At 68.7% G+C, this 26,749-nt stretch carries 21 protein-coding genes; 15 read left to right on the top strand and 6 right to left on the bottom strand.

Going from position 1 to position 26,749, the window contains the following annotated elements:
* The first annotated feature begins 55 nt into the window (after nt 1-55).
* From ACIBBB_RS05105 to ACIBBB_RS05085, 5 genes are all read left to right on the top strand, one after another.
* Complete coding sequence (locus ACIBBB_RS05105) at nt 56-2,350, top strand: FdhF/YdeP family oxidoreductase (RefSeq protein WP_398978885.1); 2,295 nt, start codon at nt 56-58, stop codon at nt 2,348-2,350.
* Between the two features lie 135 nt (nt 2,351-2,485).
* On the top strand, nt 2,486-4,339 hold the full coding sequence (locus tag ACIBBB_RS05100) for a thiamine pyrophosphate-requiring protein (protein ID WP_398980023.1): 1,854 nt from the start codon (nt 2,486-2,488) through the stop codon (nt 4,337-4,339).
* Nucleotides 4,340-4,448: 109 nt separating this feature from the next.
* Nucleotides 4,449-5,990 carry an FAD-dependent oxidoreductase gene (locus ACIBBB_RS05095; protein WP_398978883.1) on the top strand — a complete coding sequence of 514 codons (1,542 nt, stop codon included), beginning with the start codon at nt 4,449-4,451 and terminating at the stop codon, nt 5,988-5,990.
* Nucleotides 5,991-6,124: 134 nt separating this feature from the next.
* Nucleotides 6,125-7,381 (top strand): acetyl-CoA carboxylase biotin carboxylase subunit family protein, encoded by a 1,257-nt coding sequence (locus ACIBBB_RS05090; protein WP_398980021.1) that lies wholly within the window; start codon nt 6,125-6,127, stop codon nt 7,379-7,381.
* A 51-nt stretch (nt 7,382-7,432) separates the two neighbouring features.
* Nucleotides 7,433-9,481, top strand: a complete 2,049-nt coding sequence (locus tag ACIBBB_RS05085; protein WP_398978882.1) for a CocE/NonD family hydrolase — start codon at nt 7,433-7,435, stop codon at nt 9,479-9,481.
* 143 nt (nt 9,482-9,624) lie between these two features.
* Here ACIBBB_RS05085 and ACIBBB_RS05080 read toward each other — a convergent pair whose 3' ends face one another.
* Both ACIBBB_RS05080 and ACIBBB_RS05075 read right to left on the bottom strand, forming a co-directional pair.
* Nucleotides 9,625-9,849 (bottom strand): hypothetical protein, encoded by a 225-nt coding sequence (locus ACIBBB_RS05080; protein ID WP_398978880.1) that lies wholly within the window; start codon nt 9,847-9,849, stop codon nt 9,625-9,627.
* A 148-nt stretch (nt 9,850-9,997) separates the two neighbouring features.
* Nucleotides 9,998-10,507 carry a DUF2267 domain-containing protein gene (locus tag ACIBBB_RS05075; RefSeq protein WP_398978879.1) on the bottom strand — a complete coding sequence of 170 codons (510 nt, stop codon included), beginning with the start codon at nt 10,505-10,507 and terminating at the stop codon, nt 9,998-10,000.
* Nucleotides 10,508-10,958: 451 nt separating this feature from the next.
* Between ACIBBB_RS05075 and ACIBBB_RS05070 the strand changes: the two genes are divergently transcribed.
* From ACIBBB_RS05070 to ACIBBB_RS05050, 5 genes are all read left to right on the top strand, one after another.
* Nucleotides 10,959-11,909: an anti-sigma factor RsbA family regulatory protein gene (locus ACIBBB_RS05070; protein ID WP_398978877.1), complete on the top strand. Its 951-nt coding sequence runs from the start codon at nt 10,959-10,961 to the stop codon at nt 11,907-11,909.
* Between the two features lie 219 nt (nt 11,910-12,128).
* Nucleotides 12,129-12,530, top strand: a complete 402-nt coding sequence (locus ACIBBB_RS05065) for an STAS domain-containing protein (protein WP_398978876.1) — start codon at nt 12,129-12,131, stop codon at nt 12,528-12,530.
* A gap of 32 nt (nt 12,531-12,562) precedes the next feature.
* Complete coding sequence (locus ACIBBB_RS05060) at nt 12,563-13,219, top strand: LuxR C-terminal-related transcriptional regulator (protein WP_398978874.1); 657 nt, start codon at nt 12,563-12,565, stop codon at nt 13,217-13,219.
* 26 nt (nt 13,220-13,245) lie between these two features.
* On the top strand, nt 13,246-14,316 hold the full coding sequence (locus ACIBBB_RS05055; protein ID WP_398978872.1) for a PAS domain-containing sensor histidine kinase: 1,071 nt from the start codon (nt 13,246-13,248) through the stop codon (nt 14,314-14,316).
* Nucleotides 14,313-14,714, top strand: coding sequence for a response regulator transcription factor (locus ACIBBB_RS05050; RefSeq protein WP_398978870.1), 402 nt, complete (start codon nt 14,313-14,315; stop codon nt 14,712-14,714). The genes ACIBBB_RS05055 and ACIBBB_RS05050 overlap by 4 nt, the downstream gene beginning before the upstream one ends.
* Nucleotides 14,715-14,791: 77 nt before the next feature.
* Here ACIBBB_RS05050 and ACIBBB_RS05045 read toward each other — a convergent pair whose 3' ends face one another.
* Nucleotides 14,792-16,369 (bottom strand): ATP-binding protein, encoded by a 1,578-nt coding sequence (locus ACIBBB_RS05045; protein WP_398978868.1) that lies wholly within the window; start codon nt 16,367-16,369, stop codon nt 14,792-14,794.
* Between the two features lie 114 nt (nt 16,370-16,483).
* Between ACIBBB_RS05045 and ACIBBB_RS05040 the strand changes: the two genes are divergently transcribed.
* The 3 genes from ACIBBB_RS05040 to ACIBBB_RS05030 all read left to right on the top strand — a co-directional run bounded on the left by ACIBBB_RS05040 (nt 16,484) and on the right by ACIBBB_RS05030 (nt 19,331).
* Nucleotides 16,484-17,314: a response regulator gene (locus tag ACIBBB_RS05040; RefSeq protein ID WP_398978866.1), complete on the top strand. Its 831-nt coding sequence runs from the start codon at nt 16,484-16,486 to the stop codon at nt 17,312-17,314.
* Between the two features lie 216 nt (nt 17,315-17,530).
* Nucleotides 17,531-18,853 carry a geranylgeranyl reductase family protein gene (locus ACIBBB_RS05035; RefSeq protein WP_398978864.1) on the top strand — a complete coding sequence of 441 codons (1,323 nt, stop codon included), beginning with the start codon at nt 17,531-17,533 and terminating at the stop codon, nt 18,851-18,853.
* A 298-nt stretch (nt 18,854-19,151) separates the two neighbouring features.
* The gene (locus ACIBBB_RS05030) at nt 19,152-19,331 is read left to right on the top strand and encodes a hypothetical protein (protein ID WP_398978862.1); all 180 of its coding nucleotides are present in this window, start codon (nt 19,152-19,154) and stop codon (nt 19,329-19,331) included.
* 157 nt (nt 19,332-19,488) lie between these two features.
* On the opposite strand, the gene asnB is transcribed toward ACIBBB_RS05030, so the two are convergent.
* Entirely contained in the window at nt 19,489-21,324 is a 1,836-nt protein-coding gene (asnB, locus tag ACIBBB_RS05025; RefSeq protein WP_398980019.1) for an asparagine synthase (glutamine-hydrolyzing), read from the bottom strand.
* A 603-nt stretch (nt 21,325-21,927) separates the two neighbouring features.
* Here asnB and ACIBBB_RS05020 point away from each other — a divergent pair.
* The gene (locus ACIBBB_RS05020; protein ID WP_398980017.1) at nt 21,928-23,790 is read left to right on the top strand and encodes a CocE/NonD family hydrolase; all 1,863 of its coding nucleotides are present in this window, start codon (nt 21,928-21,930) and stop codon (nt 23,788-23,790) included.
* A gap of 533 nt (nt 23,791-24,323) precedes the next feature.
* On the opposite strand, the gene ACIBBB_RS05015 is transcribed toward ACIBBB_RS05020, so the two are convergent.
* On the bottom strand, nt 24,324-25,211 hold the full coding sequence (locus ACIBBB_RS05015) for a hypothetical protein (protein WP_398978860.1): 888 nt from the start codon (nt 25,209-25,211) through the stop codon (nt 24,324-24,326).
* A 61-nt stretch (nt 25,212-25,272) separates the two neighbouring features.
* Nucleotides 25,273-25,713 carry a peptidase inhibitor family I36 protein gene (locus tag ACIBBB_RS05010; RefSeq protein WP_398978858.1) on the bottom strand — a complete coding sequence of 147 codons (441 nt, stop codon included), beginning with the start codon at nt 25,711-25,713 and terminating at the stop codon, nt 25,273-25,275.
* 374 nt (nt 25,714-26,087) lie between these two features.
* Here ACIBBB_RS05010 and ACIBBB_RS05005 point away from each other — a divergent pair, with 374 nt between their 5' ends.
* Entirely contained in the window at nt 26,088-26,657 is a 570-nt protein-coding gene (locus tag ACIBBB_RS05005; RefSeq protein WP_398978856.1) for an AAA family ATPase, read from the top strand.
* Nucleotides 26,658-26,749 lie beyond the last annotated feature (92 nt).

The raw sequence follows: 26,749 nt of genomic DNA, 5'->3' as shown, positions 1-26,749 counted from the left end.
GAAGAGCCGACAGCGAAGAGCCGAAAGCGAAGAACCGAAGTGGAAGGTTGGGGCGGTGCGAGAATCATCGAACGGTGATCCGGGTGGCGAGCAGGCGGAGATCACCCCGCCGAAGACCTGGGCGGCGGGTGTTCCGGCGGTTGCTCACGCGGTCCAGTACTCACTCGCCGAGACTTCGGCACGCCGTACGGCACTGAACCTGCTCGACATCAACCAGACCAGGGGCTTCGACTGCCCCGGGTGCGCCTGGCCCGACCCCGCGCCGGGCAAGCGCCACACCAACGAGTACTGCGAGAACGGCGCCAAGCACGCCAACGACGATGCCACCACGCGGCGCATCACCCCCGAGTTCTTCCGGCGGCATTCGGTCTCCGAACTGGCCCGCGGCTCGGACCGGTGGCTGAACCAGCAGGGTCGGCTCACCCAGCCCATGGTGAAGCGTCCCGGCGCGGACCACTACGAGCCGATCAGCTGGCATGACGCACTGGGCCTGATCGCCGACGAACTGCGGGCGATGGACTCCCCGGACGAAGCTGTCTTCTACACCTCGGGCCGGGCAGGGAACGAGCCCGCCTTCGTCCTCCAGCTCTTCGCCCGCGCCCTGGGGACCAACAACCTGCCGGACTGTTCCAACATGTGTCACGAGTCGAGCGGTTCGGCTCTCCACGAGACGCTGGGCATCGGCAAGGGCGACGTGAGCCTGCTGGACATCCACCACGCCGACCTGGTGCTCACCGTCGGCCAGAACCCGGGCAGCAACCACCCCCGGATGCTCTCCGCACTGGAAGAGACCAAGCGCGGCGGCGGGCAGATCGTCGCCGTGAACCCGCTGCCCGAAGCGGGACTCATGCGCTTCAAGAACCCGCAGAAACCGCGCGGGGTGGTCGGCCGGGGCACCAACATCGCCGACCAGTTCCTCCAGATCCGCCTCGGCGGCGACCTCGCCCTCTTCCAGGCGCTGAACCTGCTCCTGCTGGAGGCCGAGGACGCCGCACCGGGAACGGTCCTGAACCGGGATTTCATCGACCACCACACCACCGGCTTCGAGGAGTTCGCCCACCACATCCGCACCACCGTCTCCTGGCCGGACGTCCTGACGGCCACCGGCCTGACCCGCCGTCAGGTCGAGGAGCTGCGGGACCGGGTCCTGGCCAGCGAGCGGATCGTCGTCTGCTGGGCGATGGGCCTGACCCAGCAGAAGCACGGCGTGGCCACCATCCGTGAGCTGGTGAACTTCCAGCTCCTGCGGGGGAACATCGGCCGGTCAGGAGCGGGCGTCTGCCCCGTACGCGGACACAGCAACGTCCAGGGCGACCGGACCATGGGCATCTGGGAGAAGATGCCCCAGGAGTTCCTGGACGCACTGGAACGCGAGTTCTCCTTCACGCCGCCCGCCCACCACGGTCTGGACACGGTGGACTCCGTCCGGGCCATGCTGGAGGGCCGGACCAAGGTCTTCCTCGGCCTCGCGGGCAACTTCGTACGGGCCGCGCCCGACAGCGACCTCACCGAGAAGGCGATGCGCCGGTGCCGGCTCACCGCGCACATCTCCACCAAGCTCAACCGCTCACACACCGTCTGCGGCGACACCGCGCTGATCCTGCCGACTCTCGGCCGCAGCGAGAGGGACTGCCAGAACGGCGAGGAGCAGTTCATCACCGTCGAGGACTCCATGAGCCAGGTGCACGCCTCGTCCGGACGCCTGGACCCGGCCTCCAGCCATCTGCTCAGCGAGGTCGCGATCCTCAGCAGGCTCGCCCGCCGGACACTGGCCGACAAGGTGGCCGTCCCCTGGGAGGACTTCGAGGCGGACTACGGCAACATCCGCGACCGTATAGCGCGCGTCGTCCCCGGCTTCGAGAACTTCAACACCAAGGTGCGCAAGCCGGGCGGCTTCGCCCTGCCGAACCCGGTGAACGAGGGTGTCTTCCACACCCCCAGCGGCAAAGCGCTGTTCACCCGCAACCAATTCGAGGCGCTGAGCGCCCCGGAAGGCCACCTCCTGCTGCAGACGCTCCGCTCCCACGACCAGTGGAACACCGTGCCCTACACCACCGACGACCGGTACCGGGGGATCCACGGATCCCGCCGGATCGTGCTCGTCCACCCCGCCGACCTGCGTGCCCTCGGACTCGACGACGGCGCGAGGGCAGACGTGGTGAGTGTCTGGCAGGACGGCACCGAACGCCGCGCCGAGGACTTCCGGCTCGTCTCCTACCCCACGACTCCCGGTTGCGCCGCCGCCTACTACCCGGAGGCCAACGTCCTCGTACCGCTGGACAGCGTGGCCGACACCAGCAACACGCCGACCTCCAAGGGCATCGTCGTCCGCCTGGAGCCACGTGGGTGACATCGATGAGCGACGACGGTCAGCGGCTTCCCCGGAAGGCGGGCGCGGACGGGTGACGTTTGCCCCCGCGCTTCGCGGGTTACCTGTCGGACGCCACGTCAGCCGCGCTCATGGAAGGGAGTTCCGATGGCCGGAATGAAGGTGTCCGACTACATCCTCCAGCGGTTGCGCGAGTGGGAGGTCGACCACGTCTTCGCCTACCCGGGCGACGGCATCAATGGCCTGCTGGCGGCATGGGGCCGCGCCGACAACAAGCCGAAGTTCGTCCAGAGCCGGCACGAGGAGATGTCCGCCTTCCAGGCCGTCGGGTACGCCAAGTTCTCCGGCAAGGTCGGAGTCTGCGCGGCCACATCCGGGCCCGGCGCGATCCACCTTCTCAACGGCCTGTACGACGCGAAGCTCGACCACGTTCCCGTCGTGGCCCTCGTCGGGCAGACCAACCGCAGCGCCATGGGCGGCTCCTACCAGCAGGAAGTGGATCTCCAAAGCCTCTACAAGGACGTCGCCTCGGACTTCTGCGAGACGGCCAACGTTCCCGAGCAGTTGCCGAACCTCATCGACCGCGCCTTTCGCACCGCGTACGCGAAACGCACGGTCACGGCGATCATCCTGCCCGCCGATGTGCAGGAGCTGGAGTACAGCCCGCCGACACACGCGTTCAAGATGGTGCCCTCCAGCCTGGGCCTGGGCCGCTACGCCCCGGTACCGGCAGACGACGACATCCGGCGTGCCGCCGAGGTGCTCAACGCGGGTGACAAGGTCGCCGTCCTGATCGGGCAGGGTGCGCGCGGGGCGCGGGACGAGGTCGAGCAGCTGGCGGACGTCCTCGGTGCGGGCGTGGCCAAGGCTCTGCTCGGCAAGGACGCGCTCCCCGACGATCTGCCGTACGTCACCGGCTCCATCGGCCTGCTCGGCACCCGCGCCTCCTACCAGCTGATGAGGGACTGCGACACCCTTCTGATGATCGGCTCCAGCTTCCCGTACTCCCAGTTCCTGCCGGAGTTCGACCAGGCACGGGCGGTGCAGATCGACATCGATCCGCACATGATCGGTCTGCGGTATCCCTTCGAGGTGAACCTTGTCGGCGACGCCCGCGAGACGCTCCGGCGGCTGCTTCCCTCTCTGCGTCGCAAGGACCGGTCCTGGCGGGAAACGGTCGAGGAGAACGTCGCCCGGTGGTGGGAGGTCATGGAGCGTCGGGCCGCGGTGGACGCCGACCCCGTCAACCCGGAGTACGTGGTCCACGCGCTCGACGACATGCTGCCGGACGACGCCATCCTCACCGCCGACTCCGGCTCCGCCGCCAACTGGTACGCCCGTCACCTCAGGTTGCGCGGCCGCATGCGCGGTTCGCTGTCCGGCACCCTGGCCACGATGGGGCCCGGCGTGCCGTACGCCATCGGTGCCAAGTTCGCTCACCCGGACCGTCCGGCGATCGCGCTCGTCGGTGACGGCGCCATGCAGATGAACGGCATGATGGAGATGGTCACCGCCGCCAAGTACTGGCGGGAGTGGTCGGACCCCAGGCTGATCGTGGCGGTGCTGAACAACCGTGATCTCAACCAGGTCACCTGGGAGATGCGGGCCTTGTCCGGCGCACCGCAGTTCGAGGAGTCGCAGCACCTCCCCGACGTGCCCTACGCGGAGATCGCGCGGCGGATCGGTCTGGGTGGGGTCCGGGTGGAGAAACCCGAGCAGGTCGTGGGCGCGTGGGAGCAGGCGCTGGCGGCCCCTCGGCCCTTCGTCATCGACTTCCGTACGGATCCCGCCGTACCGCCGATCCCGCCGCACGCCTCCCTGGATCAGATCGAGGCCGCAGCCTCGGCGATCCTGCGGGGTGACAGCGACCGCGGCTCCATGATCAAGCAGGGCCTCAAGGCCAAAGTGCAGGAATTGCTGCCGGGCGGCAGCCACCGCGGCGACCGGCCCGGCGCTGTCACGCGACCCTCCGAGCGACAACGCCGGGAGGACGACGAACGACGCGGGTGAGCCGGTTGGCGGGTGCCGAAGTGCCTGTCACTTGCCGCGCGAACAGAGTTGCAAAAGGCGCCCGATCGAGGCTGCGCCTTCTCACGACCGACCTTTCTGAAAGGCTGACATGACCGACTCAGGGCCCCTGCCCGGACAGGACGAATCCTTCTGGATGGCAACCGCCGGCGCCACCGACCACCCGGCGCTGAGCGAGGACCTCACCGTCGACGTGGCCGTGTTGGGCGGGGGCATCGCCGGATTGAGTACGGCGTGGGAGCTGGCCGCCACCGGCAGGACGGTCGCCGTCCTGGAGGCCGACCGGATCGCCGCCGGGGTGAGCGGATACACCACCGCCAAAGTGTCCGCGCTGCACACCTTGGTCTACGACCGGCTGCGCCGGACACGGAACGAGGACGCCGCGCGGCTGTACGCGCGCTCGCAGCAGGGCGCGGTGGAACGGGTGGCCGAGATCGTCGCCACGCTCGGCATCGCCTGCGACCTGGAGCGCGCCCCCGCCTACACCTACGCCACGGAGCCAGACGCCGTCCCCGGACTCAAGGCCGAGGCCGAGGCGGCCACGGCGGCCGGGCTCACGGCGACGTACGTGGACCACACCGAGCTGCCGTTCGATGTGAGCGGCGCCGTGCGGGTGGACGCGCAGGCGCAGTTCCACCCCCGCAAGTATCTCCTCGCCCTCGCCGCCGACCTCCGGGCGAAAGGAGGTCTGATCTTCGAACGATCGCGCGCGACCGGCCTGTCGGAAGGCTCCCCCTGTCGGGTCACTGTCGAGTCCGGCCACACGGTCACGGCCCGCGACGTGGTGATCGCCACCCACTTTCCCGTCTTCGACCGGGCACTGATCTTCTCGCGGCTCTCCCCGCGCCGGGAGCTGGTTGTCGCCGCCCCGATCGCGGCCGGAATCGCGCCGACCGGCATGTACGTCACGCAGGAAGAGGGGAAGCGGTCGGTGCGCACCGCGCCGTTCGACGAGGAGCGCCGTCTGCTCATCGTCACCGGCGAAAGCTTCACCCCCGGTACCGGCGATCCCCGCGAGGGGTTCCGCCGCCTGGACGCCTGGACGCGCGCCCGGTTCCCGGTCGGTCACACCGCTTACCGATGGGCCGCCCAGGACAACGACTCCTCCGACACGGTGCCGCTCGTCGGCCCCTTCCATGTCGGCTCCCGTCACACGTACGTGGCCACCGGATTCGGCGGGTGGGGCATGAGTGGCGGCGTCATGGCCGGCCGACTCCTCACCGAGCTGATCGAGGGCGACGAGCCGCCGTGGGCCGCTCTGTACGACCCACGACGGCTGGCGAGCACCCTGCGCGAAGCGCCGGCCCTGCTGAAGCAACAGGCCGACGTCGCCAAGCACTTCGTGGGCGACCGGCTGCACACCACCCACGTGGACTCGGTCGCGGAGGTCCCGCCGGGCACCGGCGCGGTGGTACGGGTCGGCGGTCGGCACCGCGCGGTCTACCGGGACCCGGACGGCGTCGTCCAGGCGGTATCCGCCCGGTGCACCCACCTGGGATGTCTGGTGGCCTTCAACGACGCCGAGACCGCTTGGGAGTGCCCCTGTCACGGCTCCCGATTCGGTGTCGACGGTTCGGTGCGGCAGGGGCCGGCCGTCCGTCCGCTGGAGAAGTGGGACGCGCCGGGCGACTGACACCGACGCGCGCCCGCGTCGTTCGCTGCCGGATTGGCGGTCGTCTCTCGGGTTATACGACACCCACGTCAACCGGAAGAGGAGCCGTGAAGAAGAACATCTTCGTACTGGGCCTTGAGCAGTCCAACCTCCCGATGCTGCACCTGGTGCCGGACGCCGAGTCGCTCCGGTTCCACCAACTGCTCACCATCGGGGAGCTCCAGGGCGGCGAGGTCTCCGTGGACGACCTCATCACCAAGGCCGAAGGGGTGCTCGACGCCTTCGAGGGGAGCATCGACGCGATCGTCGGCTACTGGGACTTTCCGGTGAGCACTCTCGTTCCGATCCTCAGCGAGCGGTACGGGACTCGCAGCACGAGCCTGGAGTCCGTGGTCAAGTGTGAGCACAAGTACTGGAGTCGGCTGGAGCAGCGGAAGGTCACCGATCGGCACCCGCGCTTCGGCATGGTCGACATGGAGTCCGGCAACCCCGTGCCGCCCGACGGCGTGACCTTTCCGATGTGGCTCAAGCCCGCGCTGGCGTACTCGTCGGAGCTGGCGTTCGGCGTGGCGGACCTGGAGGAGTTCCGGGCGGCCGTGGAGGAGATCCGTGCGGGGATCGGCCGCGTCGGGCGGCCGTTCGAGGACATACTCGCCAGGCTCGAACTGCCGCCGGAGATGGAGGGCGTGGGCGGCCAGGTCTGCCTGGCCGAGGAGGCCATCGCGGGTGTCCAGGTCGCGGTGGAGGGCTATGTCGACCGGGGCGAGGTCACCGTCTACGGCGTGCTGGACTCCATCAACTACCCGGACTCCTCCAGCTTCCTGCGCCACCAGTACCCGTCCATGCTCCCCGAGCCCGTCCTGCGCGGGCTGCGTGATGTGACGGAGCGCGTCATCGGGCAGATAGGCATGGACGCGGCGACCTTCAGCGTCGAGTACTTCTACGATCCGCAGCAGGACGAGATCAACCTGCTGGAGGTCAACCCCCGGCACTCGCAGTCGCACGCGGAGATGTTCCAGTACGTCGACGGCGTACCCAATCATCACAGCATGATCGCCCTCGCTCTCGGCCGGGACCCCGCGCTGCCCTACCGGGCCGGAACGTATGCGATGGCGGCGAAGTGGTACTACCGCTGGTTCGCCGACGGAGCCGTGCACGACGTCCCGACGCCGGAGGACATCGCGCGTGTGGAGCGGGAGATTCCGGGCGTACGGATCGACATGGTGCCCACGGAGGGACAGCGGCTGTCCGAGTCACCCGGCCAGGACAGCTACAGCTACGAAGTCGCCCACATCTTCACCGGCGGTGACAGTGAGAAGGACCTGCGGGAGAAGTTCGACCGCTGTGTGGCCGCACTGGACCTGGCATTCGACGAGACGCGGCCCGGCGGACGAGGCGAGAAGAACGCCTGACCGCCCCAGGCCGTGAGCCCGTGCACCCGCAAGGTAGGGAGAGCCGCCCGCATGCGCTACGTGACCAACCTCCCCTCGGAGACGAAGGAAGAAGAGAACGTCGTCATCCCGGTGTCCGACGGAACCCGGCTGTCGGCCCGTGTCTGGCGTCCCCTCTCGTCCGACGCCGAGCCGGTGCCCGCGGTCCTGGAGTACATCCCGTACCGCAAGCGCGACCTGACGGCCGTACGCGACTCGATGCACCACCCCTACATCGCCGGTCACGGCTACGCCTGCGTCCGCGTCGACCTGCGCGGCACCGGGGACTCCGAGGGCGTGCTGACGGACGAGTATCTGGAGCAGGAGCAGCGCGACGCCGAGGACATCCTCGCCTGGATCGCCGAACAGCCGTGGTGCGACGGCTCCACCGGCATGATGGGCCTGTCCTGGGGCGCGTTCGCCGCGCTCCAGGTCGCGGCCCGGCAGCCGCCGAGCCTGCGGGCGATCGTCATCGCGTCCTTCACGGACGACCGCTACGCCGACGACATGCACTACATGGGCGGTGCCATGCTGTCCGACAATCTGGCCGAGGCGGGCACCATGTTCGCCTATGCCACCTGTCCGCCCGACCCCGCGGTGGTCGGGGAGCGGTGGCGTGAGATGTGGCACGAACGGCTGGAAGCCACCCGCCCGTGGGTGGTGGAGTGGCTGCGGCACCAGCGGCGCGACGACTACTGGCGGCACGCCTCGGTCTGCGAGGACTACGGCGCCGTGCGCTGCCCGGTACTCGCCTCCAGCGGCTGGGCCGACGGGTATTCCAACGCGGTGATGCGGCTGCTCGGCAATCTCGATGTGCCCCGCAGGGGCCTGATCGGGCCCTGGTCCCACAAGTTCCCGCACCTCGGCGAGCCCGGCCCCGCCATCGGCTACCTCCAGGAGGTCGTGCGCTGGTGGGACCACTGGCTCAAGGGGGCCGAGAACGGGGTCATGGACGGACCGATGCTCCAGACCTGGATGCAGGAGAGCGTGCCTCCCTCCACCTCGTACGAAGAACGGCCCGGCCGCTGGGTCGGCGAGCCGAGCTGGCCCTCCCCGAACGTCGAGCGCGTCACCCACCCCCTGACCCGGCACCGCATCGGGGCGCCGGGGGACACCGCCGCGACACCCGAGAGCGGCGGGGCGACCGAGCCGATGACGGTGCAGTCCCCGCTCTCGGTTGGCCAGTTCGCCGGCAAGTGGGCCTCGTACAACGCGCCCCCCGACCTCCCGTACGACCAGCGCGAGGAGGACGGCGGCTCACTGGTCTTCGACACCGAACCGCTGACCGAACCGGTGGAGATCCTCGGCCCGGTCGCCGTCGACCTCGACGTGTCCGTCAGCGAACCGGTCGCGACGGTCGCCGCGAGGCTGTCCGACGTGGCTCCCGACGGGAGTGCCACCCGTGTCTCGTACGGTGTCCTGAACCTCACGCGCCTCGACGGCGGGAACGCCCCCCAGGCGCTGGAGCCCGGCCGGCGCTACCGAGCCACCGTCGACCTCAACGCGGTGGCCCAGCACTTCCCGCGCGGGCACCGCGTCCGCCTCTCGCTCTCCACGTCGTACTGGCCCCTCGCCTGGCCGCCACCCCGTCCGGCGCTCCTGAGCGTGTACGAGGGCGCCAGCACACTCACGCTGCCCGTCCGCCCCACGGCCTCGCCCGACGAGGGACCGCCACCGAGCCCGTTCGGCGAGCCGGAGAGCACGCCGCCCCTGGACGTCACACAGCTGACGGACCCCGAGGAACGCTGGCTCGTCACACGTGACCTGGTCGGATACAACGCCGAGCTGGAGATCGTGAAGGACCGGGGACTGGTCCGCTTCGAGGACATCGGTCTGGAGGTCGGCCGCAGGGCCCGCGAGCGGTACTCGTCGGTGGCCGAGGAATTCACCTCCGTCCGCGGCGAGTCCACCTGGACGATGAGTTTCCGGCGGGACGCGTGGGACGTACGGGTGGAGACCCACACCGTACTGACATCCGACGAGGAGCGGTTCTTCGTGGATGCCACCCTCGACGGATACGAGAACGGCCGCCGCGTCTTCTCCCGCACCTGGAACGAGACCGTGCCACGCGACCTCCTGTGACCCGCTGATCCGCCGGACGAGGAGCCGTCGCGGCGCAGCGCCGCCCACCCTGTATCGGTGACCTGCGGCGCTTCAAGACCTTCATCGAATCCCGGGGCACCGGAAACGAGACCGGCGCCCACCGCGGACAGGTCTGACACCGGTCAGGCTGCGCGCGCGGCTTTCTCGGCGGCCGACCGTACGTCGTCGGCGCTGATACCCGCGGCTGCCGCGTGTTCCGCGACGGCGTTCTCGGCCGCAGCCGCCGCTTCCACCCACGGTCGCCAGTCCTCCGGGGGCGAACCATGCGCGCGGGCCTCCTCGGCCGCCGCGTTCAACGTCCGCTGAAGATCGATCAGTGATTCCGGCACTCCGCTTTCGTTGGTCACGGGGGCATCGTAGGCGGTGGGGATCGGAGAACGGGGCTCAGTTCCCACGCCGCTCGTGCCTTCGCGGTCATGCCTTCGCGGTCATGCCGGGACGCGGGCCATCCCGGCATCCGCCGGGATGGCCCCCGGGTGTGAGGCCGTTGTGGGGTCAGCGCCCTGCCGTTGCGACGTCCTTCGGCGTCCGGGGCAGCGTTCGGGGAGCGGCGGGCAGGGTGGTGCTCACACGCCTCTGCCGCGCGACCTGCGTGAGTTCGGCGCGGCCGAACAGGAGGGCGTAGCCCGGTGGGAGTTGCGTGAGGACTCGGCTGAGGACATCGCTCCCGGCGAGGCGACCGACGAGGGTGAGCACCGTGCTGGAGTCCCAGCGGGTGGTGGCCGTGGTGCCGCCGGAGCGCGCGGCCAGTTCCTTCACGAACTCCTGGCCGGTGAGGGGTTCGGCCGGGGCGACTTCGTTGAGAAGACGAGCGGCTTCGGCGGGCATCCGGGCGGCGAGGAAAGAGCGTTCGCTGTCGGCGAGTTGTCCTCCGAGGGCAGTCAGAACACAGGTCACCGACTCCTCGGCTCGCTCACGGGTGGGGTACGCGCCTTCGTAGCGCACCGTCTCAAGCATCCGCTCGAACGTCATGATCTTCGATGGAGCTGCTGCCTGGGCATGCATGGGCAGGTGCCTTCCTCGTCGTGGGGGTGTTCTCGCCAACAAGGCAGACAGAGCTGTTCCGCGCCTTTGCGGATGTCCTGTCGTCTTCCGGTCCTGACTGGTCCCGGCCCGTGTCGGGCCGGGACCAGTCAGGACCAGGTCTCTGCAATGGGTGGGGAGTCGGGCCCGCCTGCTCGATCCTGCGGGCCATGGGATTCTCAGCATCCCATCGAATCCGTCAGCGCCAATGCCGCCACGTCGGGTGCCCCGGCTCTCGCGGCCCATGCGCGAGAACGCTGGAAATCTGCTGGGGACGGCGGACGGGAACGGCGACGAGGCCGGCGTCTTGCGCAGACGGATCTGACGCGCACCGGGGTCGAACGGGGCGGGACTATGATTCTCCCGGCCCTCGGCTCCTGACGTGAGGGGCCCGTCAAGGACTTGAGGAGCACCAGGTGGCGGAGGGCGCGGCATGACCGGGAGCGAGATCTCGGTGCCGCCTGCCAAGTTCGCCCACTCCGCTCTCCTTTACCGGGGCCCCGAGGAGTACGTGTCGGCGGTGAGCGGCTTCGTCCGGGCCGCGGTCAAGGAGGACGAGCCGGTGTTCGTCGCCGTGCCCGGAACGCGCCGGGGCGCCCTGCGCCAGAGCTTCGGACAGGATCTCGCTCCCGAACGCATGGTGGACATGGAGGACCTGGGCCGCAATCCGGGGCGGATTCTCGCTGCCTTGCTGAGTTTCGCCGAAGAGCGGCCGGGGCGGCCCATTCGCGTGGTCCAGGAGCCGTTGTGGCCAGGTCGTTCGCCGGCGGAGATCCTGGAGGTCACACGCCACGAGGCCCTGACGAACATGGCTTTCGCGGCCTCCGCCGCCACGTTCCTCTGTCTGTACGACGTCGGTGCACTGCCTCCCGCCGTACTGGACCAGGCCCGCCGTACGCACCCTTCGCTGGTCGCGGACGGAGGCGCCCGCGCCAGCGACACCTACACCGATCCGCTGTCCGTCAACGCCCAGTGCGACCGGCCGTTGCCGGAGCCCGCTGTCACCGTGCCCGCCCTCGTCTTCGGCGCGGGGCAGATCGCCCACGCCCGGAAGTACACCGAGACCCGGGTCCGGGGCACCTTGCTCAGCGCCGCGCGCCGGGGAGATCTCGTGCTGGCGGTCGGCGAGGCGATCGCCAACTCCGTCGCGCACGGCGGCGGCAGAGGCACTCTGCGGATCTGGACCGTGGAGGGCCGGACCGTCGTCGCCGAGATCCGGGACAACGGTCGGCTCCTGGACCCCCTCGCCGGGCGGCGCCGCCCGCACCCCGCGTCGGCCGACGGCGGCCGGGGCCTGTGGATGATCCATCAGCTGTGCGACCTGGTGGAGACCAGGGCTGCCGGCACCGCCCTCACGCTGCGCCTGCACATGGACATCGGCTGATTCCACATCCCCTCCGGCCCTGTTGGTGCGTCCTCCTGGATTAGTGCACATTGACTTCGGCAACTAGTGCAGATTCACTAGTATTTTGCTGGTGTCCATGTACTACTCCGGGGTAAAGATGCGGCAGCTGACGACGAGGCGCCCCTCGGCTGAGGGGCCTCACTGGAATCCGTGGCGCGGTTGTGTGTGGCACTGGAGCAGAAGGGGGTGCGGTCAGCCGTGACCGCGCACGCGTTTGAATCACGCATCGCCGTTCGTACGGGCGTGGCGCGGGTGACCCTCGTCGGGGAACTCGACCTGGACACCGCTCCCCACGTCCGGGAGGCGGTCGCCGCGTGTCTGGCGAAGCGGCCGAAGAGCCTGTGCCTTGATCTCACGAGCGTCGGTTTCTGCGACTGCGCCGGGCTCAACGCCCTGTTGGCCGCACGGATCTCCGTCCTGGAAGCCGGTGCCGCTCTTGTCGTGGAAGGCATCGGGCCGCAGCTCGCCCGGTTGCTGACTCTTGTCGGGGCCGACGACATCCTGACCGACGAGCGAGTCCGGCAGGCACGGCGCCGCCGGGCCCCCGCCGAGGCGGGGCGGCCACTGCCCACCGGGCCCGCGAGGCCCCCTCTGACATGATCGTGCGGGCCGACACGACCGAGGATGCTCCGATGACTTCACCACCACCGCGCAGCGGCCCTGTCCGGGTGCTGCTGGTCGAGGACCACGACATGGTGGCCGAGGCGATATGCCTCGCGCTGGAACGCTCGCCCGATCTGGAGATCGTGGGACGTTCGGCGTCGGTGGCGTCGGCACTGGCGGACGCCGGCCGGTACGAGCCGGACGTCGTACTGATGGACCGGCGGCTGCCGGACGGTGACGGTGTCTCCGCCATCGTCGATCTGAAAGCGGTCGTACCGGCCGCACGGGTTCTCATTCTGGCCGGCGAGGGCTCCGCGTCCGTGGCTGCGCGGGTGGCGGAGGAGGGCGGAGCGGGGCTGATCCTGAAGGCGAGCGGCCTGAGTGAGCTGGAGGACGCTGTGCACCGCGTGGCGGCAGGGGAAGTGGTGTACAGCCAGGAAGTGCTCGGCGACGTGCTGGGGCGGCTGAGCGGCCGGGTGCCCGGAGTCGGCTCCACACTGACTTCGCGCGAGCGGGAGACTCTGAACCTGCTGGCGGAGGGCCGCAGCACCGCGGACATCAGCGACCGGCTGGGGGTCGCCCTCAACACGGTGCGCAACCACATCCAGCGCGTGCTGAAAAAGCTCGGAGCGCGTTCCCAGCTGGAGGCCGTGACGATCGCGCGACGCGAGGGGCTGCTCAAGTGACGCCGAAGCCGCAACCGGACAATGCGGTGCGGAAGCAGGCTGCCCCGCTCTCCGAGACGGCGTTCACGCTCCTCGTCCAAGGGGTGCTGGACTACGGGATCTTCATGCTCGACCCGCAGGGGTACGTGATCAGCTGGAACGCGGGCGCGGAACGGATCAAGGGCTACCGGGCCGACGAGATCGTAGGGCGGCACTTCTCGACCTTCTATCCCACCGAGGACAAGTCGGCGGGCAAGCCCCAGTGGGAGCTGGAGACAGCTGTCGTCGAAGGCAGGCTGGAGGACGAGGGCTGGCGGATCCGCAAAGACGGCTCCCGGTTCTGGGCGAACGTCGTCATCACCGCACTGTGGGACGACAAGGGCGTGCTCCGAGGTTTCGGCAAGGTCACCCGCGACATGTCCGAACGACGGGCCGCGCAGCAGGCGCTGAGCGAGCGGCGCCGCCTGTTCGACCACCTGGTTCAGGCCCAGGAGACGGAACGGCGCCGTATCGCGTGGGACGTCCACGACGACTCGATCCAGACGATGGTCGCGGTGGGAATGCGTCTGCAACTACTGGCCGAGCGGTTGCCCGATGAGAGTGCCGCCGAACTGGCTCGCCTCGACACGTCGGTACGTGAGGCGATCAGCCGCCTGCGCAATCTCACCTTCCGACTGCATCCGCCAGGAATCGACCGCCACGGCCTCATCGAGGCGCTCTCCAACCACCTGGATGACGTGGCGGGAGCCTGGGGGTTGGCATCCTCCTTCGAACACCGGCTGGATCGTGAGCCCACCCCCGAGACGGCCATCACCATCTTCCGCATCGCTCAGGAGGCACTGCTGAACGTGCGCAAGCACGCCCGGGGGAGTTCGATCCTGCTCCAGGTCAAGTCGGTGGACCGGGGGATCCTGACCCGCGTCGTGGACGACGGCATCGGCGAACCGATGTCTTCGAACGCCGTGCACGACCATTTCGGCATCATCGAGATGCGGGAGAGAGCCGAGACGGCGGGAGGATGGTGGTCCATGCACAGCAGGCCCGGAGAGGGGACAACAGTCGAATTCTGGGTGCCGGGCCTGGAGCCGGCCGCAGCACCGACAGACGAACCGCGATGACCACCGGGGCGCCGCAGGAGCCCGCCGACCCGCCGTTGACCGTGATTCTCTGCGACGACAACGAGATTCTCCTCGACGCCCTGCGCGAGGTGGTGCGGGCACAGCCCGATCTGGAAGTCCTTGGCACGGCGTCGGACGCCGAAGAGGCACTTCGGCTCGTTCGCCGGCACAAACCGGACCTCGTGGTCGTCGACGTCCGCTTCCCCGGCGGCGGTCACCTCGTCGCTCAGGAGACGCTACGAACCTCGCCGGACACCCGGATGCTGGCCTTCTCCGCGTACGACGACAGCAGCTCCGTGGAGCAGATGCGGCGTGCCGGCGTGAGTGAGTACATGGTCAAAGGAGTGACCAACGCCGAGTTCCTGGCGGCATTGCGCAGGCTGGGCAAGCGCCGGTGAAGACGGCCCTGACGGCGGCGTCAGGGCCACCGGCGGCTCCGGAGGATCCACGTTCCCCGAGTCTGTGACGCGCGGTCCTACGAACTCTTCGGGAGGGTGAAGACGAAACGTGCGCCCGGGGTGTGGTGGGGGTCGAGAGAAATGGTGCCGCCGTGGTATTCGACGATCTTCTTGCACAGCGCCAGGCCGATGCCGTTTCCCGAGTACTGCTCGCGCGTGTGCAGGCGCTGGAAGACGACGAAGACGCGGTCGGCGAACTCGGGCGCGATGCCGATGCCGTTGTCCTCGACGGCGAACTCCCGGTTCCCGTCGGTCTGCCGGGCGGAGATGTGGATGTGCGGAGTGCGGTCGGGATCTCGGAACTTGATGGCGTTGGTGAGCAGGTTCTGGAACAGCATGCCGAGTTGGGTGCGGTCGCCCTCGACGGCGGGCAGCGGGTCGTGGGTGATGAGGGCGCCCGATTCCTCGATGCTCTCGCTGAGTGTGTAGAGGGTGCGGTCGTAGACGTCTTCGAGGTCGACCGTGCCATGGTCGGCGAGGAGCCGGCCGACGCGGGAGAACGCCAGCAGGTCGTTGATCAGTCCCTGCATGCGGTTGGCGCCGTCCACGGCGAAGTCGATGTACTGCCGTGCCCGGTCGTCGAGTTGCGCGGAGTAGCGGCGTTCCAGGAGCTGGCAGAAGCTGGCGACCTTGCGCAAGGGTTCCTGGAGGTCGTGGGAGGCGACGTACGCGAACTGTTCCAGTTCGGCGTTGGAGCGGCTCAACTCCTCCGCTTGGGCGGCGAGTTCGGCGGAGGCGGTGTCGCGGTGGCGCAGTTCGGCCGCGAGCCGCGCGCGCATGGCCTCGATGTCCGCAGCGAGCAGCCGCAGGTCTGCGGGGCCCGACCCGGTGACCGGGTGGTCGAAGTCGCCCGCGGCCACGGTGCGTACGTCGGCGGAGAGCCGGTCCAGGTGGTTGGTGACTCCGCGGCGCAGGGCGACGACGACGGAGCCCGCCAGGGCCAGGATCACCAGGGCGATGGCCGCGAAGGTCCAGTTCCGCAGGGCGCGGGCGTCCAGCAGGTCCGCACGTGCGGAGGCACGCTCCTCGTTCAGATGCCGCTGTTGGTCGGTCAACGCGGTGCGGAGCGGGTCGAAGAGCGTTTTCCCCTCCTCCGCGCGCTGTTGCGCCAGCGCGGTGGGGGCGGCGGATGCGGCGATCGGCTCGGCCACCCGGGACTGCCAGCGCTCCGCGAGGCTCCGCACCTTGTCGAGGTCCCGCAGGCTCTCGCCGTCCCCGGCGATCAACTCCCGCAACTGCCGTTCGGCGGCCTCTTGGCGGCCCAGGCCGTCGCGGTAAGGCTTCAGGAATTCCTGACGGGCGGTCATACCGAAGCCGCGAATGCCGGTCTCCTGATCGACCAGCGCACCCTCCAGCCGGACCGAGGCGATCAGGGCCGGCGAAGAGCGGTCGACGAGCTGGTTGTTGATCGACGTGGAGCGCGCGAAGATCCACGACCCGCACAGGACGAGTGCGAGCAGCAGTACCAGTGCCACGGCGGTGCCCGCCGCCACCCACTGGCGAGTGGTCCACCGGGGGAGCCGAGCGGCCACGCTACTGCCGGGGTGTCCGGATCTGTCCAAGTCCTCGTTGTCCTCGTTGTCCTCGTTGCTCACGACGCGCTCTCCTCGCTTGCCCCACGGGCTCGGAGAGTCTCCGAGTCAGCGGAGTGTACCGTTGCCTGACAACAACAGTTGTCGCGGGTGGTTGGCGGCCCTAGAGTGCGCCCCATGGTCACCGATGTCACCACCTCCGCCGAGGAGCGGGAACTGACCGAACTGGCGGAGAAGGCGGTGAACGAACTGGTACGCCGTATGGTCGGCCAACTCCCGGACTCCCCTTCAGCGGACCTCCGGGACGCGTCGACGGAGCAGACGGGCGCCGAACCGACTGCCGGTAATCCGCTGGATCATCTGCGTGCCCTGGCCCACCTCAGCCGGGCGGTGACCCGGTGTGCCCAGCAGGAGGCCGCCGCGGCGGCCCGGGCAGGCGCCAACTACCCCCAGCTCGGCGCGGCGTGGGGAATCAGCCGGCAAGGCGCGCGACAGCGCTGGCCCGGACTCGTCTTCACCGCCCGGCCCGCCTCACGCCCACTGCCCAACACCGAGCACAGGAGTCCCACCGTGAATGCCTTCAGCGCCGACCGGCCCTACAACGTGCTTCTGGTCGAGGACGATCCGGCGGACGCCCTGCTGATCGAGGACGCACTCGTCGAACGCGGCATGGCACGCAGCATCGCCCAGGTCCCCGACGGCCTCGCGGCCCTCGAATACCTGCGCGATACCGCCAACGAGCGCCCCGACCTGATCATTCTCGATCTGAACATGCCTCGGATGAACGGCAGGGAACTGCTCGCGGCACTCAAGAAGGACCAAGACCTGGGCAGCATCCCTGTCGTCGTCCTCACCACCTCAGCAGCCCCGGACGACATCGCGGGCGCGTACCGGCAGCACGCCAACGCGTACGTGGCCAAGCCCATCAACCTGACGGAGTTCATCGAGGCCGTGCAGGGGATCGACGCCTTCTTCCTCGAAACCGCCACCCTCCTGCCCCGCTCGTAACCCACTGAGTTCTGGCTCGCGGGCCGATCCCGAATGTCGCCGCCCCGCCCGGGTGCGCCGTTGGGGACCTGGATTGCCGGATGCATGACGAGGGTCTGCCTCGGCACCGTACTGGGTAGTTGTCTCACGCGAACGTGAGCGGACTCACGGAAGCGCGCAGCGCTGGCGCGTGGAGCAGGAGCGTCATCGGCTACCTACCGGTTGAGGAGGCCGCACGTGCCGCCTACAGGGCGATCACAGGAATTCGCGGACGCCGGCGATCACCAGGCGCAGGTAATCGTGGTGGGCGCGGGCCCGGCGGGTTCGACCGCGGCCCTCTACCTGGCACGGGCGGGCTTGGACGTATTGCTGCTGGAAAAGGGAACGTTCCCCCGGGACAAGGTGTGCGGTGACGGCCTTACCCCACGAGCCGTACATCAACTGGTCAGAATGGGTGTCGACATCGATGCCCCGGGCTGGCTGCGCACCAAGGGAATGCGCTGGATATGCGACGGACGTGAGGTGCATATCGACTGGCCGCGCTCGGGAAGTCAGCCGGACTTCGGCCTCACCCGCAGTCGTCACGACTTCGACGACATCCTGGCCCGCCAGGCGGTATCCGCCGGAGCCCGGCTGCGTCTGGATACGAAAGCGACAGGCCCTCTGACCGACCGCGGCGGGCGCATCGTCGGCGTGTGCGCGACCACCGGAGCTGACAAGCAGCCACAGACGTACCACGCCCCCGTGGTGATCGCCGCTGACGGAGCGTCGGCGCGAACAGCCCTGGCCATGGGGCTGGAACGCGATCGAAGCAGACCGCTCGCCACCGCCGCTCGCCGTTACTACCGGAGCAGTGTCCGCACACATGACCCGTATCTGGAGCTCTGGGCCGATCTGCTCTGCTCCCGCACCGGCCGCGACCTGCCCGGATACGGATGGATCTTTCCCCTCGGTGACGGCCGCGTCAATGTGGGCCTGGGCGCCCTGCCCCACCGGCGGCACGGAGCGGTCGATCTGCGGGCCACCATGGACGAGTGGCTGGCCCGCCTGCCTCCGGACTGGGGGCTCCGGGAGGAGAACGCAGACTCCCCACTGCGCAGTGCCGCCCTGCCCATGGGCTTCAATCGCAGGCCGCAGTACCACCGAGGCCTGCTCCTCATCGGCGACAGCGCGGGCATGATCAGCCCGTGGAGCGGCGAGGGCATCGTTCAGGCGATGGAAGCCGGGGAAGTCGCCGCCGAAACTGTCGCGCTCGCTCTGCACCGTCCCAGCGGCACACGGCGTGAGCAGGCTCTGCACCAGTACCAGCGAGAGGTGAACCGCCGCTGGGGGCGCTACTACCGGCTCGGCAACACCGTTGCGGACCTTGTGTTCGCCCGTTACGGCTATCGACCTCTCCTCAACCGCCACGTCATGGCCACCCCCGCTGTGGTGCGCACCCTCGCACGACTCCTGACGCACGGGACCGACGCGCCCTCCGACGACCTGATCGACACGGCGGTACGAACGCTCGTACGGATAGTGCCCGCGCCCGCCCAGCGCACCAGGTCCAAGCGCTGACGCACCGCGGCCAGCCAGCCCCCCATGTGTTGACGGCATTGAACACGGCGAAGGCCGACGTCACCGTCCAGATCCACGGCTCGGAGCTGAAGTAGCCGCACAAGGGGCCACCGTGCCAGTGCATGGAGGACGCCTCACATGGTTTTCGCAGAACGGTGACGCCGCTCCGAGGCCCGGCTCCCTGTCGTGCACGGTGGCAGGGAGCCGGAGTTCGGCCGGAGGTGGGGCGATCAGTGACCGATGAGCAGGTCCGGCGTTGATCACCGTGATCCACTTCGCCCCCTGAAAGGAGCCAGCGATGCGTCATCGCTTCGCCGCCCTCGTGCTTTCAACGGTCGCTCTGGCCGCGTACGCCGCCCCGGCCCAGGCAGTAGCCAATCCCTCCCCGCTCCCACCCGGCGTCGAGTCCCTCATCACCGAGGGGCTCACGATCGAGGGCCCCCTGATCAACAACCTCACCCTGCGGAAGCTGATGTAGCGCCCGGCGGAGACGGTGCTCGACCGCCGGCCCCGGGATCGGGGTTGGGGAGGCCGAGGTGGACCGGCGGCCTGTGCCCTTCTGTGTGCCCCCTCGACCGTGCTGTCCGCGACGGTGTCGGCGGGGCTGAGCAGTAACCGCGTACCTTGACTGCCTGTCAGAATTCCAGTGTGATCCGGTAAGCGCCGAGCCAGGCGTTGAGGGCCAGGACGAGTTCGCTGCCGTTGCGCAGCTCGGATCCGGGTGCGTGGGCGGTCAGCCGCTGGGCGGCGGGCAGGTCGAGCAGGGGGCGGACGGGGGCTCCCGGGTCGGCGAGCAGTTCCTTCATCTCCTGGCGCAGGGAGTCGGTGTAGCGGGGGTCCTGCGTGGAGGGGTACGGACTCTTGACGCGGTGGGTGATGGAGGCGGGCAGGATGTCACCGGCGGCCGCGCGCAGCAATGACTTCTCGCGGCCGTCGAAGCTCTTCATGGACCAGGGCGTGTTGAAGACGTACTGGACGAGTCGGTGGTCGCAGAAGGGGACGCGGACCTCCAGTCCGGTGGCCATGCTGGCGCGGTCCTTGCGGTCCAGGGCGATCTGTAGACAGCGGGTCAGGTGCAGATGGCTGACCTCCCGCATCCGCCGCTCCAGGCCGGTCTCGCCTCGCAGAGCGGGTACCAGGGCCAGTGCTTCGCGGTAGCGGGCCTCGGTGTACCCGGGAAGGTCGATCGTCCGGAGCAGGGACGGCGCGAGCAGGCTCTCGCGCTGGTTGAGGGCGTGGCCCAGGGCGTACAGCCAGGGGAAGGTGTCGGCGTGGACGGCCTTCTCGTCGTGGAACCAGGGATAGCCGCCGAAGACCTCGTCGGAGCACTCGCCGGACAGTGCCACCGTCGACTGCTCACGCACGGCCTTGAACAGCAGATACAGCGAGGTGTCCGTGTCGCCGAAGCCGAAGGGGAGATCACGCGCGGTCAGTACGCGCTCCCGGTTGGCCAGGTCCAGCAGTTGGGCGGTGTCCAGAGTGATGTCCCGATGGTCGGCGCCGACGTGCGCAGCCAGTTCGTGGGCGTATGGCTGGTCCCGGGTGGGTCGCAGGTCGTCGGGCTGGAAGCTTTCCGCCTGGCCGGCGAAGTCCACGGAGAAGGAGCGCACCGGTCCGCGGTCGGCTGCGGTAAGTGCCCTGGCCGCGAGCGCGGTGATCGCCGACGAGTCCAGGCCGCCGGACAGGAGCGTGCACAGGGGAACATCCGCGACCAGTTGGCGGTCGATGATGTCCTCCAGCAGTTCGCGCACTCGCGCGACGGTTGTGGGCAGGTCGTCGGTGTGCTCGTACGATTCCAGACCCCAGTAGCGGCGTTCGGTGCTTCCCGCACGGCGCACGCGCAGGGTGTGGCCGGGCCGCAACTCGCGCATACCGCGGTAGACGGCGTGGCCGGGGGTCTTGGTCAGGGCCAGGAGTTCGGCCATGCCGTCGGCCTCCACCACGGCGGGGACCTGCGGATGGGCCAGGATCGCCTTGGGTTCGGAGCCGAAGATGACACCGTCGCCGGTCAGGAAGTAGTAGAGCGGTTTGATGCCCATACGGTCGCGCACCAGGAGCAGTTCCTGCCGGCGCACGTCCCACAGGCCGAAGGCGTACATGCCGTTCAGCCGTTGCGTGAACTCCTCGCCCCACTGAAGGTAGGCCCGCAGGGCGACCTCGGTGTCACCGCTGGTGCGGAAGGAGTGCCCCAGCGCGGCCAGTTCGGCCCGTAGTTCTCGGTAGTTGTAGATCTCGCCGCTGTAGGTGGTGACGAGCAGCGTGTGCCCGTCGCTGTCCACAGCCATGGGCTGCGCGCCGCCGGCGATGTCGATCACGGCCAGCCGGCGGTGGCCGAGGGCGGCATGGGTGTCCAGCCACACGCCCTCGTCATCGGGCCCCCGACAAGCCATGGTCTCGGTCATCGCCGCCACAGTGGCGCGTTCGCGGCTCAGGTCGCGGCCGTAGGAGATCCATCCGGTGATTCCGCACATGAGGTTGCGCCCTCTCTTGATGGCTGCGTGCAGGGCGAAGCGGCCGGTGCCACTGTCCTTGCGGGCGGCGTGGATGACACACATCCACGAGTTCACAAATGGCCGTATTCATCCAGGAATACATCAAATGATGCTTCATCCCGGTTCGCGGGCGGGAGCACCGTTTGCGCGGTCCTGGGCCCTGACCTCTTGTGGCAGCGCAGCATCGGTCTCCACTCATCCTGCGGGTGGATACCCGAGATCACCGGGACGGGTGATCACAGAGCGAGACCCCCGGTTGACGGAACACGCTTGAACGCGCTGTGCCGTGCATGGACGGAGCTACCGTCCCTGTCGGCAGTCTGATCCACCACTGAGGCCGCAGCACCATCTGCCTGGCCCGCTTGGCCGATGTCCGGCTCGCATGATTGACGGCCCAAGCCGACCTGACCTGCACGGATGAGGTTCCGGGCCAACCCGCCCGGGGCGCTGCCACATTGACGTGATTTACCGATGATCGTAGGCTGCCTCGCCGTCAACTCCGACCACACCCGTGACCCAACTCTCCTGCGTACGGGGACCGTTACCGTCGCCTATCCGCACCACCAACTCTGGGAGACGCATGTGAAAAGACGTCGCTCGGCCACATGGGCCGCCTCAATACTCGTCGCCACCCTCGCGTTGACCGGCACACTCACCGGCCCCGTCGCCGCAGCGCAGGATCGGGCGGGCGCGGTCGCCACCGCGACCGACCCCGTCACGCACGCGGAGAACGACCGCGTCCCGGAGGGCTCCGTCTGGACGCAGAGCTACTTCCCGTCCTCGGACGGCTCCGGCACCGAACTGCACGCCGACGTCCTGCTCCCCGAGGCACTGGCCGAGAAGAAGCGGGTCCCCGTCATCCTGTCGATCGGCCCGTACTTCGGGCACTCGGGGCAGACCGATACCGAGGACTGGACGCACACCGGCCCCTCGGCCCGCTTCCAGGACTTCATCGAGGGCACCGACCTGTTCGACGAGGGATACGCCTTCGTCATGGTCGACCTGCGCGGCTTCGGCGGCTCCACCGGCTGCCTCGACTGGGGCGGACCGGGCGAGCAGGCCGACGTCAAGGCCGCCATCGACTGGGCGGCGAAGCAGCCGTGGTCCACCGGTGCGGTCGGCATGTACGGCAAGTCGTACGACGCCGTCACCGGCCTCATCGGCAACAACCTGGATCAGAGGGCGCTCAAGGCCGTCGTCGCCCAGGAGCCCGTGTGGGACATGTACCAGTACATCTACTCCAACGGCGTGCCCCGCCCGAACGTCACCGGCACCGCCAACGCCTACAACTCCATCGCCACCCTTGGCCAGATGGCGGACGACGACGCGCACTACCAGGCGAACGCCCGGTGGGAGGAGACCCATCCCGAGTGCCTCACGGAGAACTCGGCCGGATACCGAATAGCCGACCAGTGGGACGAGCACTGGACCTCTCGTGACCTGGCCAAGATGGCCAAGCACACCGACACCCCGCTGTTCGTCACGCAGGGCTTCATCGAGAACAACACCAAGCCGGAGGAGATGCAGGAGTACCTCCGCAATCACAAGGGCCCCGAGCGCGGGTGGCTCGGCCAGTGGGACCACGTGCGGGGCGGTGACCAGACCAGCGACGGGCGCCTGGCCATGGGACGCGAGGGCTGGTACGACGAGACGCTCTCCTTCTACGACCAGTACCTCAAGGGCATCAAGCCGAAGGCCGACTACCCGGACTACTCGGTCCAGGACTCCACCGGCAACTGGCGTGCCCAGAAGACGTGGCCCGTCGTAGAACGGTCCGCCACCGTCAAGCTCGGCGACGGCTCGTATGTGGACGACGGCGGTGCCTCCGCGCGCGTAGGCCTGGCCCCGTCCGGCGAGACGACGCCGCTGCCACGCAGACAGCCTTCCGGCGAGTGGGACATGGAGAACGCGCCCGCGCTCGATCCCGCCGCGCCGAAGGGCCTGGCCGAGGGACAGGCGAAGCGCCAGAAAGCCGGTGAGATCACGTCCAGCTTCTTCGTGTGGTCCAAGCCGGTCAAGCAGGCCGTGCGTGTCACCGGCACCCCACAGGTCTCCCTGACCGCCAAGGGCGAGGGCAACGTCATGGTCAAGCTGTACGACGTCGCCCCGGACGGTACCGCCGTCATGTTCGACGAGCAGGTCTCCCTGCTGGACTCGGGCAAGTTGACGGTCGACCTCAAGTCGACCGACTGGACCCTGACGACCGGGCACGTCCTGGCGGTGGAAATCGGCTCCATCCAGACCGGTTCATGGCGTGACACACCCTCCGGCGAGATGATCAAGGTCAAGGACGCGCGGATCGAACTGGCCCTGGACGACCCGGCCGACGACCACGCCACCGGCGGGGCTCGCTCACCGTTCCTGGACACCTACCTGCGCCAGTACACGGTTGACCTGCCGGCCGGTCCCGCATCGTTCACGCTCCCCTCCGGCGGACGCCACTGACCCTCGGGCCGACTCCCGCGGCCTCCGTCCCTCCGAAGCTCAACCGCACCAGTCACCGGGGCGCGGTCGCAGTCGTGGAGGCCGCGCACGCAGCGTGCCACCGCCGATGGTCTCCCACGGCGGCGGCACGCTGTTCTCGTCGAGGGGTGGGTCACGTATCCGCCCATGCTCGACACCTACGCGGGGTACCAGGGTGGCATCCATGATCAGCAGGGCGTCCTGGGCGAACGCCTGCGGGGCTGGGGGGCGAGCTTCGGCCCGAGGTGGTCGATCACCCGGTCAGCACCCGGTCCTCCAGCGACAGCTTCCACGGTCGACCCCAGACCATCCTGAGACGGAGATCGTTTACGGGACAGCCCTTGTCTGCGTATGCGCCTCCCCTCCAGCTTCTTGACCGGTGCAACCCAGTACGCTTTGTCAGCTATTCCGTGGCCTTGAACGTCGACTCGCAGTGGGCGAACCTCGCACGCACCGGGGTGGCGGCGGCCTCAATTTCATCTGGGTGCTTGTTTCGTGTGCTGGTCGCCGGCGATTCATGGCTTCTTCGCCTCGGCAAGAGCGGCCTGCAAGAGCCGGTAAGTTCTCGACACGACGGCTTCGTTGTCGGCCAGCCAGCGTCGCGTGAAGCGGTCGACCGCGGCGGCGCGCCGCTCGCGCAGTCGCACCGTGGTCTGGCACTCCGCGTCCGCGAGCGCGAGCGTTTTCTCGTCTGTCCCGGCGCGTTGGCGTCGGCCGTCAGGGTAGTACGTCGTGGCCAGGGCGACGGCGTCGGCCGGCGTCGCGGTGTCGTACCCCCTGGTCGCCATGCACTGTGCGAAGGCCGTGTAGGCGGCGCGCACATCGGGGTCCGAGTCGGCCGCGGATGCCTGCCGCTGCACCAGTTCGGGGAGGTAGAACACGGTCAGGTAGTTCTCCACCGACCCGTAGAGTTGCCGCCGGGCGCTGCCCACACAGCCCGAGGAGGAGGCGGCCGCGTCGAAATTCCCTGGAAGCACAACCCGCACATCATTGCCGCCTTTGCCCCGGAGCACGTGATAGAACCGCTTTCTGATATCAGCGGGCAATGAATCGGCGTAAGTCTCGACCGGACCCTTTTCCGGAATCCGGGCAGGGGCCATCCATTTGTTGGGGTAGCCATGTTCTCGCACGGTTTCGGCGCGAAGCGGTGCCGCACCCCTGAGCAGCCCGATCATCGGCCGGTCGTCGCGCGGGGCCCGCGTCTGCGGAAAGGTCATCCCCGCCTGGTCCATGCACCGCGCGGTCAATCGGTTCTCGGCCTCGTCGAGCACCGCGGGCCGGTCCACGAGCTGCCGGAAGTGGTCCGGGACAACGGCCGCCTCCGGTGTCTGCCCGCAGGCGGCGGATCCGATGGCCAGCACAAGCGACACAGCCGCCATGCCCATGGCGGCGAATTTCGGCATCGGCTGTCTTCCCGTCAGGAACGGGGGTGCCGGGAATCCGGTACCCCCGTCGGTGCGAGGACTACTTCACCCTGAAGTAGTTGATCTTGTCGTTGGCCGCTGAGCCGATGTTCGCTTCCGTATAGGGAGCCCACTTGAAGATGTCGTCATCGGGAACACCGGTCAGGTCATTCACCCCCACCCACTCGTTGGCCGTGTTGTTGGAGCCCGATGACGTGCCGCCCCCCACCTGCACCCGCGAGCCGCGGCCGGCTGAGGACTTCAGAAGCTGCCCGTTGTAGTTGGCGTGGATGTAGGCGCAGAAGTAGCCGCTCTGACACCGCAGGGCCGGCACCCTCGCCGATTCGATGGTCCGGAAGGGGATGTTGAGGGTCTCCTTCTGATCCGCCGACACCTTCGCGCCGGTCGGGCTGGTGGTCGTGCTGGTGGCGGCGCTGGCGCCGACGCCGGTCAATGCGATGGCCATGGTCAGGCAGGCGGTGGCCGCGAAGCGGATGCGCATATCGATCTCCTGTCGAAAGGGTGCGGAGTGCCGCCGACATCCGACCCCGGATCCAACACCCCAGGGCCCTTTGATCCCTTGGTGGGCGCGGCGTCGGGACGTTGACGGCCCCCGGGCGACGCGGCGTGATGGCGGCTTCAGGACGCCGTGGCTCACGTCCTGCGCGAACCTGCGGGGACGGACCTGGCTGGCGTGCCCGTGGCGTACATCGTCAGCGAGATCGTTGCCGGCCGCGAGCGGCAGACGCTTGAAAGTCACACCCGACAGCCCTGGATGGATCAAGCAGACGAAGGGCTCGCCCGGTCCTGCGGAAGAACGTAGGGAAGGCGCGTGGCCCCCGAGGTCCCGGCACTGGGATCTGTACGGTGAGGCAGGTGACAGCGACTTACCAGACCCAGCTCGTGGTGCTGCGAGGCAACAGCGCCTCCGGCAAGAGCTCGGTTGCCGCCGGAGTGCGCCAGCGCTACGGACGAGGCATCGCCGTGGTCTCTCAGGACACCCTGCGTCGCAACGTACTGCGCGAGCGCGACATCCCCGGCGGCGCGAACGTCGGCTTGATCGACCTCACTGTCCGGTACGCCCTGGAGCACGGCTTCCACACTGTGCTGGAAGGCATCCTGTACGCAGCCCACTACGGTGACATGCTGGCTGGGCTGCTCGCCGACTACACGCACCGTAGCCACTGCTTCTACTTCGACGTTCCGTTCGAGCAGACTCTGGAACGGCACGCGACCAAGCCGATCGCCCTTGAGGTTGGCGAGGCGCAGCTACGCGACTGGTATCGCCCGCTGGATCTTCTGCCTGGCGGAGTCGAGACCATGATCTCCGCGAGAAGCGCCTTGGACGAGACGGTCGATCAGGTGATGCGGATGTCAGGCTTGGCCCCACTTACCCCACCACCGTACGCAGTTGACGGCCTTGCGGAGCCCGCGACCGTAAACTGAGCTGCCCCGAGTTTCGTAGAGTCCGGTGATCTTGTTTCAGGCGGACTGCGGGGCTCGTTCCTGGCTCTGCCAGAAGTCGCGTTCGTACTCGG

The sequence above is a fragment of the Streptomyces sp. NPDC051217 genome, from assembly GCF_044455465.1.
Lineage (GTDB): Bacteria > Actinomycetota > Actinomycetes > Streptomycetales > Streptomycetaceae > Streptomyces.
This window is presented reverse-complemented; position numbering and strand designations above follow the sequence as displayed.